This is a genomic window from Caballeronia sp. M1242, assembly GCF_017220215.1.
In the GTDB taxonomy this organism is placed as follows: Bacteria; Pseudomonadota; Gammaproteobacteria; order Burkholderiales; family Burkholderiaceae; genus Caballeronia.
This window is the reverse complement of the sequence record NZ_CP071131.1, coordinates 627,347-650,008: the sequence shown is the minus strand read 5'-3', so window position 1 is coordinate 650,008 and position 22,662 is coordinate 627,347. Positions and strand designations below refer to the sequence as shown.

Sequence of the window (22,662 nt, the reverse complement as noted above, 5' to 3'; positions counted from 1 at the left end):
ACTGAACGTGCTGCCTACAAATACTCCACGTTCCCATCGACGCTGATAGCCTGCCCCGTGACATTCCCCGCAGCCGGCGAAGCAAGAAAAAGCGTCATCGCTGCGATATCCTCGACCGTCACCATGCGACGCAGCGATATCTTCTTCAGATACTCCTCGCGCATGGCATCGAACGAAACGCCGACCGACTTCGCGCGCGCCGCGATCACGCGATCCATCCGTTCGCCCTGCACCACGCCGGGCAAGATCGCGTTGACGCGAATGTTGCTCGGGCCGAGCTCGATGGCGAGCGACTTCATGAGGCCCACGAGCGCCCACTTCGTCGCGGCATACGGCGTGCGAAACGCATAGCCGAGCCGCCCCGCCACCGACGACATCGTGACGATGCTCGCCCGCTCCGACGTCTCCTTCATGACCGGCACCGCCTTGCGCAAGAAGTAGAACTGGCTGTTGAGATTGGTCGTGACGGTGCGCTCCCACTGCGAGGGATCGAGTTGTTCGACCGACCCCGTCGGACCCGCGATGCCCGCGTTGTTCACGAGCACGTCGAGGCCGCCGAGCGCGGCGCGCGCTTCGTCGATGACCTTATCGACCTGCTGCGGATCGCTCACGTCGGCCAAGCAGCCATGCAGCGACGCGTGCGTGGCCGTGAAGCGTTCGACCGCCGCGGCATCCACATCGCAGATGAATACCTGCGCCTGCGTCTCAAGAAAGGCTTGCGCGATGCCCGCGCCGATGCCGGACGCCGCGCCGCTAATCAGCACGCGCAAGCCAGGCTGCGGTTTCAGAAGTTCGAATGTGTTCATGTTCAGGTGGAACCATGCAGTAGCGCGCGGCCGTATCGAAGCATCGAAGCATTAAAGCGTCATGCCGCCGGATACCTCGATGACCGCGCCGTTGATGTAGCTCGCTTCGTCGCTTGCGAGAAAGGCGTAGACGTTGGCGACTTCTTCGGGACGCCCGAGCCGTCCGAGCGGCACTTGCGCGCGCATTTTGCCGAGCACGTCGTCGGGAATAGTCGACAGAATCGGCGTCTCGACGAAGCCCGGCGCGACCGCGTTCACGCGAATACCCTTCGGCCCCAGCTCGCGGCTCCAGGTCTTCGTAAAGCCGATCACGCCGAACTTGGATGCCGCGTAATTGGTCTGCCCGAAGTTGCCGTAGATGCCGACCACCGAACTCGCGTTGAGAATTACGCCCGAGCCTTGCGCGATCATGCCGTCCACCACCGCCTGGCTGGCATGGAACACGGCGCGCAGATTCACGTCGATCACGGCATCGAACTGTTCGATGGTCATCTTCTGCAGGCGCGCATCGCGCGTGATGCCCGCGTTGTTCACGAGCACGTCGATTCTGCCGTGCCGCTCGCGCACGGCAGCGACCATCGCATCCACGCTGTCACGGTCGGACATGTCGACGCGAAACGCCGAAGCCTCGGCGCCGGCCTCGCGGCATTGCGCGATCACGTCCTTCGCGGCTGCGTCGTTGATATCGCACGCGACGACGATCGCGCCTTCGCGCGCGAACTTCAATGCCGTGGCCGCGCCGATGCCCTGTCCCGCGCCCGTGATGATCGCTACTTTGTTCTGGAGTCTCATCGTTGAAATCTTCTCGTGTCAGTCAGGAGTGGATGGCCGCCTTGCCATTGCTCATTGCCGACGCCGCGCCCGCTTCGCGCCGGATCGCTCGCGCGAAGACCGGCACGAGCGCGAGCCCGAGCACCGACGCCACGACGATCACGAGGAAGCCGGAATCGCTGCGCCCCGTAACCGTCTCCGTCATGCCGAACAGATACGGTCCGACGAAACCGCCAATCAGCCCAATCGTATTGATGAACGCGAGGCCCGCCGCTGCCTGAATGCCTTGCAGCCGCTTCATCGCGATGGCCCAGTACGAAGGCAGGACGCCGCCGCCGAAGAACGCCGTGACCGCGAGCAATGTCATGCGCGCCGCCGGATGGGCCGTCGCCACGAACGCACACGCGCCCGCGACGAGCCCAGCCGTGAGTATGCCCAGATACACGCAGTCGTTGCCATACCGACGATGGATGCGCGGCAGGATCAGCACGCCCAGCAGAAAGCCCACGCCCACGCTGCTGGACAGCAGCCCGACGATGAACGGCGAACTCACGTGCATCTGATGAATCATCGCGGGCGTGAAGAAGTAAAGCCCGACAAAGGCGACCTGATTCAGAAAGTAGATGAGTCCGATGAGCACGGTCGTCGGCCGCTTGAGCGCGGCGAGCCAGTCCGCCGACGTCAGTTCCGGATGCCCGTGCGTGTCGATGACCGCGCGCGCTTCGAGGGCCTGCGCTTCATCGGACGAGAGCCAGCGCGCATTATGCGGACGCTCCGGCAGCTTGAAGTACAGCAGCACGCCCGCGAGCACGCTGGGAATGCCTTCGATCATGAACATCCACTGCCAGCCGCGCAGGCCGCCGATGCCGCCCAACTGCATCAGCGCGCCGCCGATCGGATTGCCGAGCACCAGCGCGAGCGCCGGCGCCGTGTAGATCCAGCCCACCGCGATAGGCCGGTCAGCGGGCGCGAACCACAGCGTGACCATGTACATGAGCGCGGGAAAAAGCCCCGCTTCCGCGATGCCCAACAGCACGCGCAGCACATAGAACGACCACTCGCCCTGCACGAACATCATCGCGGTCGAAAGAATGCCCCAGCTCACCGCGATGCGCGCGATCCAGCGGCGCGGCCCGATGCGATGCGCCGCGAGATTGCTCGGCACTTCGAGCAGCGCATAGCCGATAAAGAAGATGCCCGAGCCGAGGCCGTATGCGGCCGCGCTGATGCCTACGTCGGCGGCGAGTTGCACCTTCGCGAGCGCCACGTTCGTGCGATCGAGAAAGGACATGAAATAGATCGCGCACATGAGCGGGATGAGCCGCAGCATTGCCTTGCGCGTCGCGGCGCGATGAACCGCGTCGACCGTGTCGTTGAGAGCGCCGGTGTTCATGTTGTCTCCTGAAAGAATGGCTGCCGTTGTTATGTGTCGCTTGAGGCATGCCGTGTGGAATCGATAACTGCGTTAATCAGAGCTTGACGTGATCGCGTCCCTTGAGGCCGAGCATCGCGCGGGCGTCCGCAGGCGTCGCGATTTCGAACGACAGGTCTTCGAGAATGCGGCGGATTTTTCTGACCTGCTGCGCGTTGGATTCGGCTTTCACGCCCTTCGCAAGATAGATGCTGTCTTCGAGCCCGACGCGCACGTTGCCGCCGAGAATGGCGCTCATCGTGACAAGCGGCATCTGATGGCGTCCCGCGCCGAGCACGGAGAACAAGTAGTTCTCGCGGCCGAACAAGCGGTCGGCGGTGGCGCGCATCACGGTCATGTTCTCCGGGTCCGGCCCCATGCCGCCGAGAATGCCGAACACCGATTGAATGAAGAACGGCGGCTTGACGAGCCCCTGATCCACGAAATGCGCGAGATTGTAGAGATGCCCGAGGTCGTAGCATTCGAATTCGAAGCGCGTGCCCTTACCGCCCAGTTCGAGCAGGATGTGCTTGATGTCCTTGAAGGTGTTGCGAAAGATCATGTCTTCCATGCCTTCCACGTAGCCCTTCTCCCATTCATAACGCCACGTCGAAATCTTCGATGCCAGCGGATGAATCGAGAAGTTCATCGAGCCCATGTTGAGCGAGCACATCTCGGGGGCCGCTGCGAGCGGATACGCGAGCCGTTCTTCAAGCGTCATGCGGGTGCTGCCGCCCGTCGTGATGTTGATGACGGCATGGGTCGCCTCGGCGATAGCGGGCACGAACTGCCTGAAGATGTCGGGGCTCGGCGTGGGGCGTCCGTCGATAGGATCGCGCGCATGCAGATGGATAATCGCGGCGCCCGCTTCGGCGGCTTCGATCGACTGCGTACGGATATCGTCGGGCGTGAGCGGCAGATGCTCCGACATCGAAGGAACGTGCGTGGCGCCCGTGACGGCGCACGAAATGATGACCTTGCGGCCCGGGTTGCTCATGATGCTGTCCTCGTCTCCATGATGCCGCCGCGCTTCGCGCAACGGCGGCTTGTGACACTGATGTTATTGAGTTAGCATCCGGCCGGAAAGGTCTTTTCCGGACAGGCGAGAGTCCTGCGAGGACATAGCGAATCCAGCGAGCGAGTCATGGCGACAATCCGGCCCCCACTCAACGAACGCATGTACGCGCCGTACAAGATCGCGGCGCTGGTCGAGGTCTTGGCGGAGCAAGGCATCGCGCCCGCCGACAGTCTGCGGGGCACGGGCGTCAGCGTCGAGGCGCTGCAGGATGCGTCCGTGCTCACGTCCATCGGTCAGTACGCGACCGTGTGCAGGAACGCGATCTCGCTATCGTGCGATCCCGCGACTCCGTTTAAGGTCGGCAGGAAGCTGCATCTTTCGGCTTACGGCATGTATGGCTATGCGCTCATGTCCTGTCTCTCGCTGCGGGACTACTTCAAGCTAGGCGTGAAGTACCACCGGCTCGCCACGCCGACGGTTGCCATCGAATGGACCGAATATCCGGACCGCATGGTGTGGACGTTTCCCGATGCGTTCATCTCTAGTCCGTCGCGCGAGTTGCGGGAGTTCATCATCGAGCAGCAGTACACGCAGCACGTCACGCATCTGCAGGATGTCGCGGGCGGGGTGTGTCCGCCGATCAAGGCCTGCTTCTCCTACGCCGCGCCGGCGCATGCGGACATTTACACCGAATATCTCGGCTGTCCTTGCTACTTCGAGCAAGAGCAATGCGAGCTGATCTACGACAGCGCGATTCTCGATCGCAAGCCGCAACTCGCGCATCAGCTCACGGCGTCGCTGTTGCAGGAAACGTGCGACAGGCTCATCGGTCAGGCGAAGACATCGAGCGGTGTCGCGGGCGAGGTCTATCAGATACTGATGAGCACGCCCGGCGTCTTTCCCGGCATGGAGGCCACGGCCGAGCAGATGCACATGACCACGCGCACGCTGCGGCGGCGTCTGCAGGCAGAAGGCACGTCGTTTCTCGCGATCGTCGACGATGTGCGCCGTTCCCTCGCGCTCGAATACCTGAAGACCACAAAGATGAATACCGACGACGTCGCGATGCTGCTCGGCTTCAGCGATACGGCGAACTTCCGTCGCGCGTTGAAACGCTGGACGGGCAAGGGACCGGGCGAGCTACGAAAATAACGTTCGTCGTCCTTATGATGTTGCGGCGTCCTTCAATGCCTCGCGCACATGGCGCACGAAGCGGGCCGTGACCGCGTTCTCTTTCGCCGATGGCCACGCCAAACCCACGCGCCACTTCGCATGTTTGCCGTTGAGCGGCAGGACGGTTGCATCGCGTAGCAAATGCTGCGCGCGCGACGGGATAAACGCGACGCCCACGCCCGCCGCAACGGACGTGAGCACCGATTGCACGTCCTCCGCGTGCTGCGTGACGTGCGGCACGAAACGTCGTTCGCCGCACCATCGGTCGATCTGCGCCGCGAGGCCCGGACCGCGTGCGCGCGACAACGCGATGAAGCCGATGTCGTTGAGCACGCCGAGGTCCGTCGGAAGCCGCTTGTATCGGATATCGGCCGGCATGGCGAGCGCGAGACCTTCGTCGATCACTCTGAACGATGTCAGTCCGCTCGCCGCCGGCAGACGCATGAAGCCTGCATCGAGCTTGCCCGCGAGAATGCGACGGCTCTGTTCCGACGATGACAGGTCGGAGAGTGTGATCGCCACGCCGGGATTCTGCAGGCGAAAGTCCGCAATGAGCCGCGGCACCAGCGTGAGCACCGAAAGACAAATGCCGATGCGCAATTGCCCGGTTCTGCCGCTGCTGGCATCGCGCGCGCGGGCGAGCATATCGTCGGCGTCGCGCATCAGTGCCTGCGCATCCGGCAGGAACGCTTGACCGAACAACGTCAGCTCCGCCCCATGCCTGCCGCGTTCGAAAAGCTTGCCGCCCAGACTCGCTTCCAGCGCGCCGATCTGCTTGCTAAGGCCGGGCTGACTCACGTGCAACGCGTCCGCCGCGCGGCTGAAATGGCGCAGTTCCGCCACCGCGAGAAACGTTTTCAACAGTTTCAATTCCATTCGATGCCGTTATCAGATGCGGAAAATCATTCATTTTACAAATGGAACGCGCAATCGTTGAATGAGGGCTTGAATTGAACTCAAGGAACGGACATGACATCTCGCACGACCATGCGTCGTCGCGCTGCGCGTCGCGGCAACGATATGCAGGCTGAAGCGGCTTCGGTGAAAGATGAACGGGAGGCATCATCTCGACCGCCGCGTTACCGGGCGGTCGAGAACGAAGGAGAGGACAGGCCCGCGACCGGATCGATCGCGTTGAGCTTTGCGGTAGTCAGGCGCGGCCCGCGATGAGCCGCGAGTCAAAACGATGCGTGTCTTAAACCGCCCGCCGCACCAGCATTTCCCGAATCTTGCCGATGGCCTTCGTCGGGTTGAGTCCCTTCGGGCACACATCGACGCAGTTCATGATCGTGTGGCAGCGGAACAGGCGATACGGGTCTTCCAGATTATCGAGCCGCTCGCCGGTCGCCTGATCGCGGCTATCGGCGATGAAGCGATACGCCTGCAACAAGCCCGCCGGACCCACGAACTTGTCCGGATTCCACCAGAAGCTCGGGCACGACGTCGAGCAGCTTGCGCACAGAATGCACTCGTAGAGCCCGTCGAGTTCATCACGCTCCACCGGCGACTGCAGACGTTCCTTCTCCGGCGGCGGCGTGTCGTTGATCAGATACGGCTTGATCGAGTGATACTGGTTGAAGAACTGCGTGAAATCGCAGATCAGATCGCGCACCACCGGCAGCCCCGGCAGCGGACGCAGCACAATGCGCTGCGGCAAGTCGTTCAGGTTCGTGAGACACGCAAGCCCGTTCTTGCCGTTGATGTTCATCGCGTCCGAGCCGCACACGCCCTCGCGGCACGAGCGACGGAACGACAGCGTTTCATCGAGCTCCTTCAGCTTCACCAGCGCATCCAGCAGCATGCGTTCATGCGTCAGGTCGAGCTCGTAGCGCTGCATGCGCGGCGCGGCGTCCTTGTCCGGATCGTACCGGTAGACCTCGAAAATTCTCTTTGCCATTTGGATATCCTTGCCCTTGCCTTAGAAGGTACGCGCCTTCGGCGGCACCGATTCGACCGTCAGCGGCTTCATCTGCACCGGCTTGTAGTCGAGGCGATTGCCTTCGCTGAACCACAGCGTATGACGCATCCAGTTCTCGTCATCGCGATGTTCGTAGTCGCTATGCGCATGCGCGCCGCGGCTTTCCTTGCGCGCTTCGGCCGACACCATCGTCGCGCGCGCTACTTCGATCAGATTCGCCAACTCCAGCGCCTCGACCTTCGCGGTGTTGAACACCTTCGACTTGTCCTTCAGATGCACGTGCTTCACGCGCTCGGCCAATTCCGCGATCTTGCCGACGCCCTCTTCCAGGAGCTTCGAGGTGCGGAACACGCCCGCATGCGATTGCATCGTCGCGCGGATGTCGTTGGCGATATGCTGCGTGTATTCGCCCGAAGTCGACTTCTCCAGCACCGCGAGGCGTTCGAGCGCGAAGTCGGCGGCATCGGCCGGCAGCGGCTTGTGCTCCTTCATCTCGGTCGCGTGCTTGATGATGTGATTGCCCGCCGCGCGGCCGAACACAACGAGGTCGAGCAGCGAGTTCGTGCCCAGACGGTTCGCGCCGTGCACCGACACGCACGAGCATTCGCCCACTGCATAGAAGCCGTTGACCGGATCGTCGTAGCCCTTCGCCGTGCCGACGACCTGACCGTGCATGTTCGTCGGAATCCCGCCCATCTGATAGTGGATGGTCGGCACCACGGGAATCGGCTCTTTGATGCAGTCCACGTTGGCGAACTTGAGCGCGATCTCGCGGATCGACGGCAGACGCTTCATGATCGTCTCGGCGCCGATGTGCGACAGGTCCAGCAGCACGTGATCCTTGTTCGGACCCACGCCGCGGCCTTCCTTGATCTCCTGATCCATCGAACGCGAAACGAAGTCGCGCGGCGCGAGGTCTTTCAGCGTCGGCGCGTAGCGTTCCATGAAGCGGTCGCCGTTCGCGTTACGCAGAATGCCGCCTTCGCCGCGCACGCCTTCGGTGATCAGCACGCCCGCGCCCGCGACGCCCGTCGGGTGGAACTGCCAGAACTCCATGTCCTGCAGCGCGATGCCCGAGCGAGCGGCCATGCCGAGGCCATCGCCCGTATTGATGAACGCATTGGTCGATGCCGCGAAGATGCGACCCGCGCCGCCCGTGGCGAACAGCGTGGTCTTGCCTTCGAGGATGTACACGTCGCCCGTTTCCATTTCGAGCGCGGTCACGCCGAGCACGTCGCCGTCGGCGTCGCGGATCAGGTCCAGCGCCATCCATTCGACGAAGAAGTGCGTCTTGGCCGCGACGTTCTGCTGATAGAGCGTGTGCAGCAAAGCGTGACCGGTGCGGTCAGCCGCAGCGCACGCGCGTTGCACGGGCTTCTCGCCGTAGTTCGCCGTGTGGCCGCCGAACGGGCGTTGATAAATGGTGCCGTCCGGATTGCGGTCGAACGGCATGCCCATGTGTTCGAGTTCATAAACCGCATTCGGCGCTTCGCGGCACATGAACTCGATGGCGTCCTGATCGCCGAGCCAGTCCGAGCCCTTGATCGTGTCGTAGAAGTGATAGTGCCAGTTGTCTTCGCTCATGTTGCCGAGCGACGCGCCGATGCCGCCTTGCGCGGCCACCGTATGCGAGCGCGTCGGAAACACTTTGGAGAGCACCGCGACGGACAGGCCCGCGCGCGCGAGCTGCAGCGACGCGCGCATGCCCGATCCGCCCGCGCCCACGATCACCACGTCGAAGCGCCGACGCGGCAAGGAAGTCTTGATTGCAGCCATGTTCTTTAAACTCTCCAGAGAATCTGTGCAGCGTAGCCGGCGCATCCGATGAGCCACAGGACGGTGAGCACCAGCAGGCCCAGGCGCAATCCGACGGGCTTCACGTAATCCATCCAGATGTCGCGCATGCCGACCCACGCGTGATAGAAGAGCGAGAGCAAGGCGACGAAGGTGGCGAGCTTCATCCACTGCATCGCGAAGATGCCGGCCCAGCCTTCGTAAGAGAAGTTATGCGCGCCGAAAAAGAGCACGAGCAGCAAGAGCGTGTACACCGCCACGGCGACGGCCGTCACGCGTTGCGCGAGCCATTCGCCTGTGCCGTAATGCGCGCCCACGACGAGGCGCTTCGGGCCGACCCGGTTTTGCGTTCCCATGTTAGAAGGCTCCGAAAAGTTTCAGCGCGACGGCAAGCGTCAGCACGAGCGACACGACCAGCACCGCGATGGCGGTCTGCCGTCCGCCTTCCTTGTTGACGGCCACGTGCATGTCGAGCACGAGAAAGCGGATACCCGCGCAGAAGTGATGCAGATACGCCCACGACAGCACGAGCGTGATGATCTTGACGATGGGGTGCGCGAGAAAGCCCTTGAACGCCTCGAAGCTGATCTCGGACGTGAGGCTCTGGTCGAGCAGATACAGCAGAAAGGGCAGCGCGATGAAGAGCAACAGACCGCTGATGCGATGCAGGATGGACACCTTGCCCGCCCACGGCAAGCGATACTTCGCGATCTGTCCAAGCCCGATGTTCCGGTACTCGGGCCTTGGTTTTTTTACGGCTTCAGCCATGCTAGACCCCTTCTTTCTCTGAATCCCGATGAACGCAGACGCTGCCCTCACGCGTGGGTTGCGACCCGTCGCGCGTGCCTCTTGGCGGGCGGGCTGACGGTGATCGCGGGGCGCGTAACAGGCGCGCGGACTGCGCGACAGCGGTATTTTGTCGCGCGATTGTTATACTGTCCAATATCTATCTCCTCTATCTGAAATACGTTTGGCGTATATCGTATGGAACTGCGTCACATCCGGTATTTCCTGGCCGTCGCGGAAGAGCGGAACGTCACGCGCGCCGCCGAACGGCTCGGCATCGGCCAGCCGCCGCTGAGCCAACAGATTCACGCGCTCGAAGACGAAATCGGCGTGCGGCTTTTCCGCCGGACGGGGCACGGCGTCGTGCTCACGGAGGCTGGCGAAGCGTTCGCCACCGACGCGCGGCGCATTCTGGAAGACGCCCGCGCCGCCGTGGAGAACGCGCAAAGCGCGGGGCGCGGCGAGATGGGGCAACTGAACATCGGCTTCACGGGATCGGCCGCGTTCAATCCGGTCGTGTCGAAACTGATCCGCGCGTATCGCCAGTCGTATCCGAACGTCGTGCTGACGCTGGCCGAAGGCAACACGGCGCAGTTGCTCGCGTGGCTCGATGCAGGCACCGTCGACGTCGCGTTCGTGCGGCTCGGCAGTCAGTCGCCCGCGGGCGTCGAGTTCAATCACATCGCCATCGAGCCGATGCGCGCCGTGCTGCCCAGCACGCATCCGCTCGCCCAGAAAAAGAAAATCGCGCTGTCCGCGCTCGCCGACGACCCGTTCGTGATGCTCCCGCGCGTCGCGAGTCCGACGCTGCATGACGTGATCGTCGGCGCATGCAGGGAGGCGGGGTTCGAGCCGATTGCGGGCCAGCAGGCGCCGCAGCTTTCGTCGGTGGTCAATCTGGTGGCGGCGGGCTTCGGCGTGTCGCTCGTGCCCGCGTCCGTCTGCCAGATTCAGGTGGAAGGCGTCGCGTACCGCGAGGTGTCGGGCAAGGTCATTTCGATCCGCCTCGCGCTGGCGTCGCGGATAGAAGCGACGCGCGCCAAGACCGCGAACTTCATCGAGACGGCGCGCGCGTTCGCTTCATCCGTCGATGCGCTCTAACGCACTGCTGCGCTTCAATGGCATGCGCATTGCGGGCAACGAAGGCAGTCAAGGGCAGTCGAACGGAGAACGCACATGACGAACGTATCCAGAACACTGGTCGCAGCCGCGATCGTGTCGCTTTCCAGCGCGGCCTTCGCCGCAGGCAGCGCCGGCCTCGGCGGCATGGGCGACGCGAAACATACAGGCGGCGTCAGCGCAGGCGAGTCGACGGGCGGCAACGGCGGAACCAGCGCCGCGGCCACTGGCGCGACAGGCGGCCCCGGCGGGACCACGGGCGGCGTGGGCGGGACGGGTAATAGCGGCGGAACGGGCGGCGGCCGAACCGCCGCGACGCCGGGCAACGGCAACGGCAACGGCGGCACGCCGACCGGCCGCGAGTCATCGACAGGGTCGACGAGAAACGGCGGCACGGGGCAGTAGCAAAGCGGCGCATCGCACGAAGCCGCGCGATGCGCCGTTATGCCACGATCAGTCGTAAAGCACAGCCGCGATCTTCGGATCGCTCATGTTGCTCTTGTCGTACCAGTAGAAGCCGGTATCGATCTTCTTCGGCAGCTTCTCGCCCTTGAGCGCCTTCACCGCCGAATCGACCACGCATCTTCCGATGCCGATCGGGTTCTGCGTGATCGCGCCGTACATCAGTCCAGAAGTGATGTCTTCCTTCTGCTCCTTGCCCGAGTCGTAGCCGATCAGCACGAGCTTCTTTCCCGACTCCTTGATACCGATGGCCGCGCCTGCCGCCGAGCCCTCGTTCGCGCCGAAAATGCCCTTGATGTTCGGGTTCGCCTGAATCATCGCCTTCGCGATTTCAGCGGATTTCAAGTGATCGCCGCCGCCGTACTGCACCGACACGATCTTGATGTTCGGGTGCTTCGACTTCATCTCGTTCAAAAAACCGTCGCGGCGGTCGATGCCCGTGCGGCTCGTCTGGTCGTGCACGATCACGCCGACTTCGCCGGAATTGCCGATCGCGTCGGCCATCTTGTCGGCGGCGAGCGCGGCGGCGGCGAGGTTATCGGTCGTGCAGGTCGTGAGCGGAATGTCGCTGTCGACGCCCGAGTCGAATGCGATGACCGGAATCTTGTTGTTCTGCGCACGCCTCAGCAGCGGAACGGACGCCTTGCTGTCCAGCGCCGCGATGCCGATAGCCTGCGGCTTCTTCGAAAGCGCGGCGGACAGCATGTCGATCTGCTTGTCGACCATCGCTTCGGTTTCGGGGCCTTCGAACGTCACCCTGACGTTATGCTCCTTCGCCGATTGCTCCGCGCCCGACTTCACCGCTTGCCAGAACTGGTGCTGAAACCCCTTGGAAATGAGCGGGATGTACGCTTCGTCCGCGTAGGCCGTGCTGGCCGCCGTGGCGATCGCGCCGAAACCGATCAGGACACCGATGATTCTTCTTTTGAACATGAAGGTTCTCCTCCTGGGTAGACTGTCTCTCTTGATTTGCTGATACGTCTTCTTTGCGCGCCTGATGCTCAACGCTTCCTGCGACGCAGAATATCCCCATACACCGCGAGAATGATGATGAGCCCGGTCACGACGATCTGCCATTCCTGCGCGACCGACATGATGCGCAGACCGTTGGTCAGCACGCTCATGATGAACGCGCCGATGATGGTTCCGAGGATCGTGCCCGAGCCGCCACTCAGCGACGTACCGCCGATCACGACGGCAGCGATGGCATCGAGCTCATAGCCTTGTCCGAGCGCAGGCTGCGCCGAGTTCAGACGCGAAGCGATCAGCAGGCCCGCGATGCCGCAAATCGCGCCGCCGAGCCCGTAAATGGCGATCTTCCAGCGATCCACATTCACGCCCGAAAGACGCACCGCTTCCTCGTTGCTGCCGAGCGCGAACGTATAGCGGCCGAGCGCCGTGCGGTTCAACGCGATGGAACTCACGATCGCCACGACGAAGAGGATCAGCACCGCGTTCGGAATCGGCACGCTCGGCAGAAAGTAGCCGATGAGCGAGTCCTGCGAGATCATGTAGAAGTTCTCGGTGTCGGTGAAGTAGATCGGCTTGTCCGACGACACCACGAGCGAAAGACCTTTGAGCAGCATCATCATGCCGAGCGTCGCGATGAAGGGCGGGATCTTCATCTTGGCCGTGAGCGTGCCGGAAATGGTGCCGCACACCGCGCCCGTCGCAAGCGCCGCGATGATGCCCACCCACATCGGCATGTGCCAGTAGGTGAGGAACACGCCGCAGATCACGGCGGTGAACGTCATGAGCGTGCCCACGGACAAGTCGATGCCGCCCGTCACGATCACGAATGTCGATGCGATGGCGAGCACGCCGTTCACGGCCGTCGCCTGCAAGATGCCGAGGATGTTATCCATCTGCATGAAGGCGGGCGACGCGAAGCTGAAAAACACGAGCAGCACGATCAGGCTTGCGAATGCAAGGAGCTTTTGCAGCGCGGTCGGCGAGAACACGCGCGAGCGCAGGCCGTTGGCGGGTTTGTCGCTGGCGAGCGCGGCGGTATCGGTAGGCTGTGTCATCTTAAGTCCTTGGCGGCTCATGCCGCTTGTAGAGTCGGGCGTTGCGTCGCAAGCTGCATGATGCGTTCTTGCGTCGCTTCACTTGCGGAAAGTTCTCCCGTGATGCGCCCTTCGCACATCACGACGATGCGATCACTCATGCGCAGGACCTCGGGCAGCTCCGACGAGATCATGACGATTGCCTTGCCCTGTTCGGCGAGCGAGCGCAGCAAACGATAGATCTCGCTCTTCGCGCCGACGTCGATGCCGCGCGTGGGCTCATCGAAGAACAGCACGTCGCAGTCGCGTTCGAGCCACTTCGCAATGACGATCTTCTGCTGGTTGCCGCCGGATAGCAGGCGCACGGGCTGCGTCGGGGAAGGCGTGCGAATGCCGAGCAGCTTGATGAAATGCGTTGCCGTCTTGCGGATCTTCGAGCGCCGCAGAAATACGCGCCCTGAAAGAAACTTGCCGAGATTGGACATGACGATGTTCGATTCCACGTCCATGCCCGTCGCGAGGCCGAACCGCTTGCGGTCTTCGGACAGATAGCCGATGCCGCGCGCCACTGCGTCGCTCGGCTTCTTGATGGTCGCCTTCGCGCCCTTCACGATGATCTCGCCGGACTCGACCGGGTCCGCGCCGAACACCGCGCGCGCCACTTCCGTGCGGCCCGCGCCCATGAGTCCCGCAAAGCCGAGTATTTCTCCCTTGCGCAGCGTGAAGCTCACGTCGCGCACGAGCGGCCCGGCGTTCAGATGCTGCACTTCCAGCGCCACTTCGCCCTGATGCGCGCCGCCGAGGAACGAGGTGAGGTCCGTCAGCGTTCTGCCGACCATCATGCCGATGATGCTCTCTACGCTCGTCTCCCGCGCGCTGACGGTGGCGACGTATTCGCCGTCGCGCAACACCGTGACGCGATCCGCAATCTGCTTGAGCTCGTCCATCTTGTGCGAGATGTAGACGATGCCGACGCCGCGCTCCTTCAACTGACGAATGATGCGGAACAGCTCGGCGATTTCGGCGTCGTTGAGCGCGGACGTGGGCTCGTCCATGATGAGCACGCGCGATTCGAACGACAACGCCTTCGCGATTTCCACCATCTGCTGGCTCGCGACGGTCAGCGTGTCGACCACCGCGCGCGGATCGAGCTTCACATGCATGCGCTCGAGAATTTCGCGGGCTTGCGCATTGAGCTTGTCTTCGTCCAGCAGCAGGCCCATCAGCTTGCGCGGCTCGCGTCCGATGAAGATGTTCTGCGCGACCGTCAGATGGTTCATCAGATGCAGTTCCTGATGAATGATGCCGATGCCGAGCGCCTGCGCCTCGCGCGGACTCGTGAATTCGACGGGCTTTCCATCGACGAGCATCTCGCCCGAATCGCGGTTATAGACGCCCGCGAGAATCTTCATGAGCGTGGACTTGCCTGCGCCGTTTTCGCCCATGAGCGCGTGGACTTCGCCCGGCATGAGTTCGAACTGCACTTCATGCAGCGCGCGTACACCGGGAAAACGCTTGCTGAGATTGCTGACGGAAATGAGCGGAGTCATGGAGTCGTCGTGAATGAGCGTTCATAGTGCGACCGGGGAGCCGACATTCGGGTCATGGCTCGAAGAGGTCCGGCCTGTCCTTCGCCGAGCGGTGCAATTCGGCGACGACCTGATCCAGATGGTCGTGCATCGCTTTGGCGGCGGCATCGGCCTTGCCTTTCTTGAGCGCGTCGAAGATGCGTTCGTGTTCGTCGAGCGTGTGCACGAGGCGCTCGGGGCTCGCGAGCAGCTGCCGCGCGCGGTCGAGCGCGTTGCGCGACACCGCGACGATCTCTTTCACGCGCGGCAGCGCAATGGCATCGAGCAGAATCTCGTGAAACGCCAGATCGAGTGCATGAAACGCGAGGCGCGCGCCGTTCGCCATGGCTTCGCGTTGTTGCGTGAGGTTGGTTTCAAGCGCCTCGAGTATGGCGGGGTCATGCATTGCAGCCACGCCGCGCACGGTCTCCACTTCGAGCGCGCTGCGAATGAACAGATGCTGACGGATATCGCGCAGCGCGATGGGCTTCACGCGCGTGCCGCGCTGCGGCAAGACTTCGACAAGACCGGCGTGCTCCAGCCTGGCGAGCGCGGCCGATACGGGAAAACGCGAGACGCCCATGCGCTCGCAAACCGCTATCTTGTCGATCATCATTCCCGGTTCGAGCGCCAGCGTGACGATGGCTTCCCGCAATGCCTCTTCCACCGCGCCGGTCAGACTGCCGCGCTGGCCGGCGGCAATCTTGTGCAGCGCATCATACGGACTACTCACGATGACCGCATCGGATGAAGGGCTCACGGCGGGCTTGATTTCCGTTGAAGATGCTAGCATGCTAGAAAGCAGATTCGACGTTGTCAACGCGTGCAAACGCCTAAGAACGCGCAAAGCTGCCTGCATCGCCTTGCTGCGTCGAAGCTCATCAGTGTTTTCCCGCAGACCGTAGTCGATCGCACATTGCCCCGGAGGCATACCCATGACAACGATCACCAAGCTGTCCGTTCGGGACATCCGCTTTCCCACTTCGCGTTCGCTCGACGGTTCGGATGCAATGAACGCCGCGCCCGACTATTCCGCCACATACGTCACGCTCGAAACCGATTCATCGGCCGGAATCAGCGGACACGGACTCACCTTCACCATCGGACGCGGCAACGAAATCTGCGTGGCCGCCGTCGAGGCGCTGAGTCATCTCGTCGTCGGCAAGAAGCTCGAAGACATCGCGGCGAACATGGGCGCGTTCTGGCGCGAGATCACCTCCGACAGTCAGTTGCGCTGGATCGGCCCGGACAAAGGCGCGATTCACCTCGCTACAGCGGCCGTCGTGAATGCGGTATGGGACCTGTGGGCGAAGGCCGAAGGCAAGCCAGTGTGGAAGCTGCTCGTCGACATGACGCCCGAAGAACTCGTGCGCTGTCTCGACTTCCGTTATGTGACCGATGCGATCACGCCTCACGAAGCCATTGCGCTGCTGCGCCGCCACGCGAGCACGCGCGGCGAGCGCGAGAAGGAGATGCTCGTGCACGGATATCCGGCTTATACGACATCGGCGGGATGGCTCGGCTATGACGATGAGAAGATCCGCCGACTGGCTCGCGAAGGCGTTGCGCAAGGGTGGACGCATTTCAAGCAGAAAGTGGGCGGCAATCTGGAAGAAGACGTGCGCCGCGCCCGCATTCTGCGCGAAGAAATCGGCGCTGACGCCAAGCTGATGATGGACGCGAATCAGGTATGGGAAGTCGACGAAGCCGTCGCGAACATGCGGCGTCTCGCCGAGTTCGATCCGTGGTGGATCGAGGAACCGACGAGCCCCGACGACATACTCGGGCACGCGGCCATTCGGCGCCGGCTCGGTTCCATCGGCGTGGCGACGGGCGAGCATTGCCAGAATCGCGTCATGTTCAAGCAGTTGCTGCAAGCGGAGGCCATCGACTTCTGTCAGATCGACAGTTGCCGTCTCGGTGGTCTCAACGAAGTGATCGTCGTGCTGCTGATGGCGGCGAAGTTCGGCGTGCCTGTGTGCCCGCATGCAGGCGGCGTCGGTTTGTGCGAGTACGTGCAGCATATTTCGCTGTTCGACTACATCTGCGTGTCGGCGTCGCTCGAAAATCGCGTGCTCGAATATGTGGATCACCTGCACGAGCATTTCATCGATCCGGTGGTGATCCGCAACGGCCGCTATATGCCGCCGCAGCGGCCGGGCTACAGCATCGAAATGCACGCGCCGTCGCTGGACAAGCATCACTTTCCGGACGGAGAAGCGTGGCGCGTGAAGTGACTGACGCTGGAACGAAATCTGCGCGCTCGGGTGATTCGTTTAACGAGGAACCATCACCATGAACGCTTCCACGCAGTCTTCCCGCTTCGCTTCGAAAGTCGTCATCGTGACGGGCGCGGGCTCCGGCATCGGCGAAGGCGCCGCGCGCCGCTTCGCGGCCGAGGGCGCCTCCGTGGTGCTCGCCGGCCGCACGCAGGACAAGCTCGAACGCGTGGCGCGCGATCTCGATGCCTCGCGCACGCTCGTCCACGCGTGCGACGTCTCGCGCTTCGAAGACGCGCAGCAGCTGATCGACGCCACCATTGCGCGCTTGGGGCGCATCGACGTGCTCGTGAACAATGCGGGCGTCGCGCCGACGGGCCGCATCGACGAGGCATCGCTCGATGACTGGCGCGCGATCATGTCGACCGATCTCGACGGCGTCTTCTATTGCAGCCGCGCCGCCATTCGCCATCTGATCCAGGCGAAAGGCTCGATCGTGAACGTGTCGTCGGTGTCCGGCCTCGGCGGCGACTGGGGCATGAGCTTCTACAACGCGGCGAAAGGCGCGGTGACCAACTTCACGCGCGCGCTCGCGATGGATCACGGCCGCGACGGCGTGCGCGTGAACGCGGTCTGCCCGAGCCTCACCGAATCCAATCTCACGCAGGACATGCTCGGCGACGAAGCGCTCATGGCGAAGTTCCGCGAGCGCATTCCGCTCGGCCGCGCCGCGCAACCGGACGACATCGCCGCCGTCATCGCGTTTCTCGCGAGCGACGATGCGCGCTTCGTGACGGGCGTGAATCTTCCCGTGGACGGCGGCCTGAGCGCATCCAACGGACAGCCGCCGCAGGCGTGATCCCCGCGTCTCCACCTGGCATCGCTCACTCTTTTACGCGCGGAATGTCGATTGCGCTACTGTCACGCGCACGCATTCCGCGCCTGCATTTTCCGAAGGATTTCCCCGTCGATGGACGCTCGCTTTTTTCGTCTTGCGCGCCTGCATTCGTTCATGCCGCTTGCCGGCGTCACGCTGATGCTGGGCGTCGCCATGTCTTTCACCGCGCCGTTTCTGTCGCTCTTCGGCGTGCAGGAGGCGGACATGACGCCGCTGCAACTCGGGCTCTTCATGACGCTCATCGCGGCAAGCGGCGTGCTCGCCAGCGCCTTCGCGGGCAAGTGGTCGGATAAGCACGGTCATCATCGCGTGTTGCTGATGGGCGCGCTGGCCGCGTCGGCGCTCGGCTTCGTGCTGTTGTGCGTGCTGCGCAGCTATGCGTCGCTCGTGACCGTGGGCATCGTGTTTCTCGGCGTCGGCAGCGCGGCCATGACGCTCGTGTTCTCCTTCGGCCGCGCGGCGCTGCCCGTCACCGACGACGCGGAGCGTTCCTTCGCGCTCGCCACGCTGCGCACCGTGCTCTCGATGGCGTGGGTCTTCGGTCCGTCCGTCGGCGCGCTGGTGTTGGCCGCCGCGGGCTTTCACGGCCTCTTTCTGTTCGCGGCGGCATCGTTCGCGGCGTGTGGCGCGATAGCCTGGCGCATCAAGGACAAGGAGAAGCCGATCGCGCCGCACGCCCACTATGCGGGCGATCCTGCCTCCTTGCTTGAAGTCACGACGATGACCGAGCACGACGAACCGCATGATGCGGCGAAGCACGTGCCCGCGAGCCGCGCGCAGATCTGGCGCGCGACGATTGCGTTGACGCTCATCGGTCTCGCGGCCAACGCGACGATGATCGTGCTGCCGCTCTATGTCGTGCAGGGACTGCGCGGCACGCAGATCGAGGTGTCGATCATGCTCGGGCTCGGCGCGTTCCTCGAAATTCCGATGATGCTCGCGCTCGGCGCGCGCGGCTCGAATCTCGACAAGCAACGCTGGCTCGCGGCATGCGCAGCCGTGCATATCGTGTACTTCGTGGCTGTCGCGTCCTCTCGCTCCATTCAGTTTCTCATGCCGATGCAGGCGTTCAACGCGTTCGTCGTCGCGGTGACGTCGTGCCTCGGCATGACCTACGTGCAGGACCTGATGCCGCGCAATCCCGGCGCGGCGACGGCGCTCTTCTTCAACGCATCGCGCGTCGGCTCCATTCTTTCCGGCGTGTTATCGGGCGCGCTCGTCGCAGCCATCGGCTATCGCGGCACGTTTCTCGTCTGCGGGTGCCTCGCGCTCGGCGCGCTCGTGCTGTTCGCCAATCCGCCGTTCAGGCTGATTGCGCGATATGTATGGGTCCGCGTGAACCAATGGCGGATGCCGGTACGCTGAGGGCGCAGGCTTCGGTATGACGAGCCGTTCATTGCATGAGTCATACAAACGTCACTTCAATCCCGCAATAATGCGAGTCCAATCACTTCGCATGCCGGATGAAGGAGACATCGATGCTTCGAGCCCCCGCTGTTGCGCGTCATGTGACGTTGACCCTCGCGTTGTGCGCGGCATGTTCATCGGCGTGGGCGAGCGTCGATCTCATCGCCATCGGTCAATTTAGCGGCAACAGCGTGGACCGCTCGCAGCAGACGGCCGCGCCGCTCGAAAACGGCGCGCCGGGCAATCTGCTCGGCGGACTCGGCTCGGGGCTCGCGTATGCGGGCTGCGATACGTTTCTCGCCGTGCCCGATCGCGGTCCGAACGCCATCTCGTATAACAAGGCGCTCGACGATACCGCTTCGTACATCAACCGCTTCCAGACCCTGAGCCTGAAGCTCGAAGCATCCGGCAAGAACGGCACGCTGCCCTACACGCTCACGCCCCGTCTGCTCGATACGACCTTGCTGCACACGCGCGATGCGCTCGTCTACGGCGACGGCGCGGCCGCCGGCGTCGGCAACGGCGCGCCCGCGCTGAACGCGACGAACCACACCCACTACTTCACCGGCCGCTCCGACAACTTCGCGCCGGCGCAGCCGTCCACGTATCCGCTCGATGCGCGTTTCGATCCGGAAAGCATCCGCGTATCGCGCGATGGCGCGAGCGTCTTCATCTCCGACGAGTACGGCCCCTACATCTATCGCTTCGATCGGCGCACCGGCGAGCGCACGGCGGTCGTGCGCGTGCCCGCATCGTTCGTGGTCACGACGCTCTCGCCCGTCGGCAGCGACGAGATCAGCAAGAACACGACGGGACGCGTGGCGAACAAGGGCATGGAGGGCCTTGCCATTTCACCCGACGGCGAGACGCTCTTCGGCGCGATGCAAAGCCCGCTGCTGCAAGACGGCGGCACGAGCGGCGGCTATACGCGCATCCTGCGCATCGACTTGCGCACGGGCAAGACGACGCAGTTCGCCTATCCGCTCAGCAACATCGGCACCACGGCGAAGCCGAACTATCCGACGATCAGCGATATCGTCGCCATCAACGATCATGAGCTGCTGCTCGATGAACGCGACGGCAAAGGCCTGGGCGACGACTCTGCCGCGGTCTTCAAGCGCGTGTACAAGGTCGATCTCACGGGCGCGCAGGATGTGAGCCAGGCGAGCGGTGCCGCAGGACTCGCGCCGTTCGCGCTGAACAAGACGCTCTTTCTGGATGTGGTCGCGGCGCTGTCCGCGCAAGGCTTCGCGGCCACCGACATCCCCGCGAAGCTGGAAAGCCTCGCGTTCGGCCCCGACGTGCGCATAAACGGCGTGCTCAAGCACACGCTCTTCATCGCGAACGACAACGACTTCATCGGCACGGTGACGGATACGCATCATCCGAACGGCATCGATAATCCGAACCGCTTCTTCGTCTTCTCGGTAGATGCATCCGATCTTCCGGCTTACGAAGCGCAGCGCCTGCCGCATCACGGCGAGGCGTTCTGCCGGATCGACCGGGACGATCACGATCACGATCACCGCCACGGCCACTGACCCGACCACGACCCGAGCACTCCAATGACGACACACCATTCGCACGATAGCGGGCGCGTTGCATCGCGCCGAGGTTTCCTGAAGCTCGCCGGCGCCTCGGGGCTCGCGACGGCCGCGAACGCCCTCAGCGGCGCGGCGAACGCGGCAGCGGCCTCGCCCGACGGCACGCCCGAACAGATCCACCTCACATGGGGCGAAGATCCCGCGCACGAAGTGGTCGTGAGCTGGGCGTCGCTTGCGCCGGCCGCCAAGCCGCGCGTTCGCCTCACCACGCACGATGGTCATGCGCGGCTCGTGCACGCAGTGCAGCGCACTTATACGGACGGTCTCAATGGCGAAATCGTCTGCACATATCACGCGCGGCTCGACGGTCTGCATCCGGACACGACGTACCGCTACGAAGTTACGGCCGACAACGACAGCAACGCGGCTCAGCCCTTCTGCGCGAGCTTTTGCACCGCGCCGCGCGGGCGTTGCAAGTTCCGCTTCACGAGTTACGGCGATCTCGCGACGCCCAACACCGGATGGGTGCTGTCCTCGCCGCAAAGCCGCTTCGCCGTGCAGGCCGTCGAACGCTTTCAACCGCTCTTTCATCTGCTGAACGGCGACCTCTGTTACGCGAATCTGAACCCGACGCATCAGCCGGACGTGTGGCGCGACTTCGGCAACAACGCGCAAGTTTCGGCCGCGAATCGTCCGTGGATGCCGTGTCCCGGCAACCATGAGATCGAATTCAATAACGGCCCGCAGGGCTTCGATTCTTACCTCACGCGCTACACGTTGCCCGACAATGGAACGCGCTTTGGCGGCCGCTGGTACAGCTTTCGGGTGAGTTCCGTGCTCTTCATTTCGCTCGATGCGGACGACGTCGTGTATCAGGACGCCGCCGCGTTCGTCGCGGGACCGTCGCCGCTGGTGCCGGCGGCGAGCACCGGCCATCCCGCGATTGAACCGGGCACATCCTTCTATGTACGTGGCTATAGCGGCGGCGAACAAACGCGCTGGCTGGAGAAGACCTTGCGCGAGGCGAAGCACGACGACGACATCGACTGGATCGTCGTGCAGATGCATCAGGACGCGCTCAGTTCTTCGAAGACGGGCAACGGCTCCGACAAGGGCATTCGCGAAGCATGGCTGCCGCTTTTCGACCGGTACGGCGTCGATCTCGTGCTGTGCGGCCACGATCACGACTACGAGCGCAGCCATCCCGTGCGCGGCTGCAACCATCACGCGGGCCGCGATGCCGTGACGGGCGAAAGCGTCGACACGTTGCAGCCGCGCCCGGTCACCACGACGCAGCGCGCCAACGATCCGATCGACACGACGCACGGCACCGTGCATCTGATACTCGGCGGCGGCGGCACGAGCGCGCCGCTCGACGTCTACGGCACCGATGCGGGCACGGGCAATCCGCAAGCGCAGATCTTCACCAAGCGGAATGGCCCGGTGCCCGGCAAGACGGCGGGCACCTTCGTGCGCCCTGTCGCCGACGCGGTGGAGGACGCCATCTGGTCCGCGCAACGCGATACGGGCACGGGCTACGGCATCGCCGTGTTCGATCACGATCCGGGCGAACGTGGCGGAAAGACGTCGATCACGATGAACTACTACCACGCGCCGGGCGCGGATAAGACGCCCACCGCCGACTACGAACTGTTCGAAACCATCGTCCTCCAGAAGCAACGCCGCGGTTGAATATGAAGCTCTCGTGACAATCTCCCGGCGAGAACGGCGCAACGGGCAAGACTCTTATCACATGGTGGAT

The 22,662-nt window shown here is 63.4% G+C and carries 21 protein-coding genes; 8 read left to right on the top strand and 13 right to left on the bottom strand.

Features of this window, described 5'->3' with window-relative positions:
- Window positions 1–14 precede the first annotated feature (14 nt).
- The 4 genes from JYK05_RS22445 to JYK05_RS22430 all read right to left on the bottom strand — a co-directional run bounded on the left by JYK05_RS22445 (window position 15) and on the right by JYK05_RS22430 (window position 3,985).
- Entirely contained in the window at window positions 15–806 is a 792-nt protein-coding gene (locus JYK05_RS22445; RefSeq protein WP_206469886.1) for an SDR family oxidoreductase, read from the bottom strand.
- Between the two features lie 51 nt (window positions 807–857).
- Window positions 858–1,598 carry a 3-oxoacyl-[acyl-carrier-protein] reductase gene (gene fabG, locus JYK05_RS22440; RefSeq protein WP_175942494.1) on the bottom strand — a complete coding sequence of 247 codons (741 nt, stop codon included), beginning with the start codon at window positions 1,596–1,598 and terminating at the stop codon, window positions 858–860.
- 22 nt (window positions 1,599–1,620) lie between these two features.
- Complete coding sequence (locus JYK05_RS22435) at window positions 1,621–2,970, bottom strand: MFS transporter (protein WP_206469883.1); 1,350 nt, start codon at window positions 2,968–2,970, stop codon at window positions 1,621–1,623.
- Window positions 2,971–3,046: 76 nt separating this feature from the next.
- Window positions 3,047–3,985, bottom strand: coding sequence for a 3-keto-5-aminohexanoate cleavage protein (locus JYK05_RS22430; protein WP_206469881.1), 939 nt, complete (start codon window positions 3,983–3,985; stop codon window positions 3,047–3,049).
- A 147-nt stretch (window positions 3,986–4,132) separates the two neighbouring features.
- On the opposite strand from JYK05_RS22430, the gene JYK05_RS22425 reads away from it, so the two are divergent.
- Entirely contained in the window at window positions 4,133–5,158 is a 1,026-nt protein-coding gene (locus tag JYK05_RS22425; RefSeq protein WP_206469878.1) for an AraC family transcriptional regulator, read from the top strand.
- 12 nt (window positions 5,159–5,170) lie between these two features.
- On the opposite strand, the gene JYK05_RS22420 is transcribed toward JYK05_RS22425, so the two are convergent.
- The 5 genes from JYK05_RS22420 to sdhC all read right to left on the bottom strand — a co-directional run bounded on the left by JYK05_RS22420 (window position 5,171) and on the right by sdhC (window position 9,659).
- The gene (locus JYK05_RS22420) at window positions 5,171–6,055 is read right to left on the bottom strand and encodes a LysR family transcriptional regulator (protein WP_206469876.1); all 885 of its coding nucleotides are present in this window, start codon (window positions 6,053–6,055) and stop codon (window positions 5,171–5,173) included.
- A 319-nt stretch (window positions 6,056–6,374) separates the two neighbouring features.
- On the bottom strand, window positions 6,375–7,076 hold the full coding sequence (locus JYK05_RS22415; RefSeq protein ID WP_175940909.1) for a succinate dehydrogenase iron-sulfur subunit: 702 nt from the start codon (window positions 7,074–7,076) through the stop codon (window positions 6,375–6,377).
- A 21-nt stretch (window positions 7,077–7,097) separates the two neighbouring features.
- A complete protein-coding gene (gene sdhA / locus JYK05_RS22410) occupies window positions 7,098–8,873 on the bottom strand; it encodes a succinate dehydrogenase flavoprotein subunit (RefSeq protein ID WP_206469118.1) in 1,776 nt (591 codons plus the stop codon).
- 5 nt (window positions 8,874–8,878) lie between these two features.
- Window positions 8,879–9,247 carry a succinate dehydrogenase, hydrophobic membrane anchor protein gene (gene sdhD / locus JYK05_RS22405; protein ID WP_175940907.1) on the bottom strand — a complete coding sequence of 123 codons (369 nt, stop codon included), beginning with the start codon at window positions 9,245–9,247 and terminating at the stop codon, window positions 8,879–8,881.
- 1 nt (window position 9,248) lies between these two features.
- Window positions 9,249–9,659 (bottom strand): succinate dehydrogenase, cytochrome b556 subunit, encoded by a 411-nt coding sequence (gene sdhC, locus JYK05_RS22400; protein ID WP_159834264.1) that lies wholly within the window; start codon window positions 9,657–9,659, stop codon window positions 9,249–9,251.
- 216 nt (window positions 9,660–9,875) lie between these two features.
- Here sdhC and JYK05_RS22395 point away from each other — a divergent pair, with 216 nt between their 5' ends.
- A complete protein-coding gene (locus JYK05_RS22395; RefSeq protein ID WP_206469874.1) occupies window positions 9,876–10,778 on the top strand; it encodes a LysR family transcriptional regulator in 903 nt (300 codons plus the stop codon).
- Between the two features lie 75 nt (window positions 10,779–10,853).
- Window positions 10,854–11,201 carry a hypothetical protein gene (locus tag JYK05_RS22390; protein ID WP_206469872.1) on the top strand — a complete coding sequence of 116 codons (348 nt, stop codon included), beginning with the start codon at window positions 10,854–10,856 and terminating at the stop codon, window positions 11,199–11,201.
- 48 nt (window positions 11,202–11,249) lie between these two features.
- Here JYK05_RS22390 and JYK05_RS22385 read toward each other — a convergent pair whose 3' ends face one another.
- The 4 genes from JYK05_RS22385 to JYK05_RS22370 all read right to left on the bottom strand — a co-directional run bounded on the left by JYK05_RS22385 (window position 11,250) and on the right by JYK05_RS22370 (window position 15,625).
- The gene (locus JYK05_RS22385) at window positions 11,250–12,191 is read right to left on the bottom strand and encodes an ABC transporter substrate-binding protein (protein ID WP_175943916.1); all 942 of its coding nucleotides are present in this window, start codon (window positions 12,189–12,191) and stop codon (window positions 11,250–11,252) included.
- 68 nt (window positions 12,192–12,259) lie between these two features.
- On the bottom strand, window positions 12,260–13,285 hold the full coding sequence (locus JYK05_RS22380; RefSeq protein WP_175943914.1) for an ABC transporter permease: 1,026 nt from the start codon (window positions 13,283–13,285) through the stop codon (window positions 12,260–12,262).
- A gap of 17 nt (window positions 13,286–13,302) precedes the next feature.
- Entirely contained in the window at window positions 13,303–14,814 is a 1,512-nt protein-coding gene (locus JYK05_RS22375; RefSeq protein WP_175943912.1) for a sugar ABC transporter ATP-binding protein, read from the bottom strand.
- A gap of 52 nt (window positions 14,815–14,866) precedes the next feature.
- Window positions 14,867–15,625, bottom strand: coding sequence for a GntR family transcriptional regulator (locus tag JYK05_RS22370; protein WP_206469870.1), 759 nt, complete (start codon window positions 15,623–15,625; stop codon window positions 14,867–14,869).
- A gap of 142 nt (window positions 15,626–15,767) precedes the next feature.
- Here JYK05_RS22370 and JYK05_RS22365 point away from each other — a divergent pair, with 142 nt between their 5' ends.
- The 5 genes from JYK05_RS22365 (at window position 15,768) to JYK05_RS22345 (ending at window position 22,592) form a co-directional block, all read left to right on the top strand.
- Complete coding sequence (locus tag JYK05_RS22365) at window positions 15,768–17,069, top strand: L-fuconate dehydratase (protein WP_175943909.1); 1,302 nt, start codon at window positions 15,768–15,770, stop codon at window positions 17,067–17,069.
- Window positions 17,070–17,127: 58 nt separating this feature from the next.
- The gene (locus tag JYK05_RS22360) at window positions 17,128–17,910 is read left to right on the top strand and encodes an SDR family NAD(P)-dependent oxidoreductase (RefSeq protein ID WP_175943907.1); all 783 of its coding nucleotides are present in this window, start codon (window positions 17,128–17,130) and stop codon (window positions 17,908–17,910) included.
- Between the two features lie 111 nt (window positions 17,911–18,021).
- Complete coding sequence (locus tag JYK05_RS22355) at window positions 18,022–19,314, top strand: sugar efflux transporter (protein ID WP_175943905.1); 1,293 nt, start codon at window positions 18,022–18,024, stop codon at window positions 19,312–19,314.
- Window positions 19,315–19,427: 113 nt separating this feature from the next.
- Entirely contained in the window at window positions 19,428–20,897 is a 1,470-nt protein-coding gene (locus JYK05_RS22350; RefSeq protein WP_206469868.1) for an esterase-like activity of phytase family protein, read from the top strand.
- A 24-nt stretch (window positions 20,898–20,921) separates the two neighbouring features.
- The gene (locus JYK05_RS22345; RefSeq protein WP_206469866.1) at window positions 20,922–22,592 is read left to right on the top strand and encodes a metallophosphoesterase family protein; all 1,671 of its coding nucleotides are present in this window, start codon (window positions 20,922–20,924) and stop codon (window positions 22,590–22,592) included.
- The last annotated feature ends 70 nt before the right edge of the window (window positions 22,593–22,662 follow it).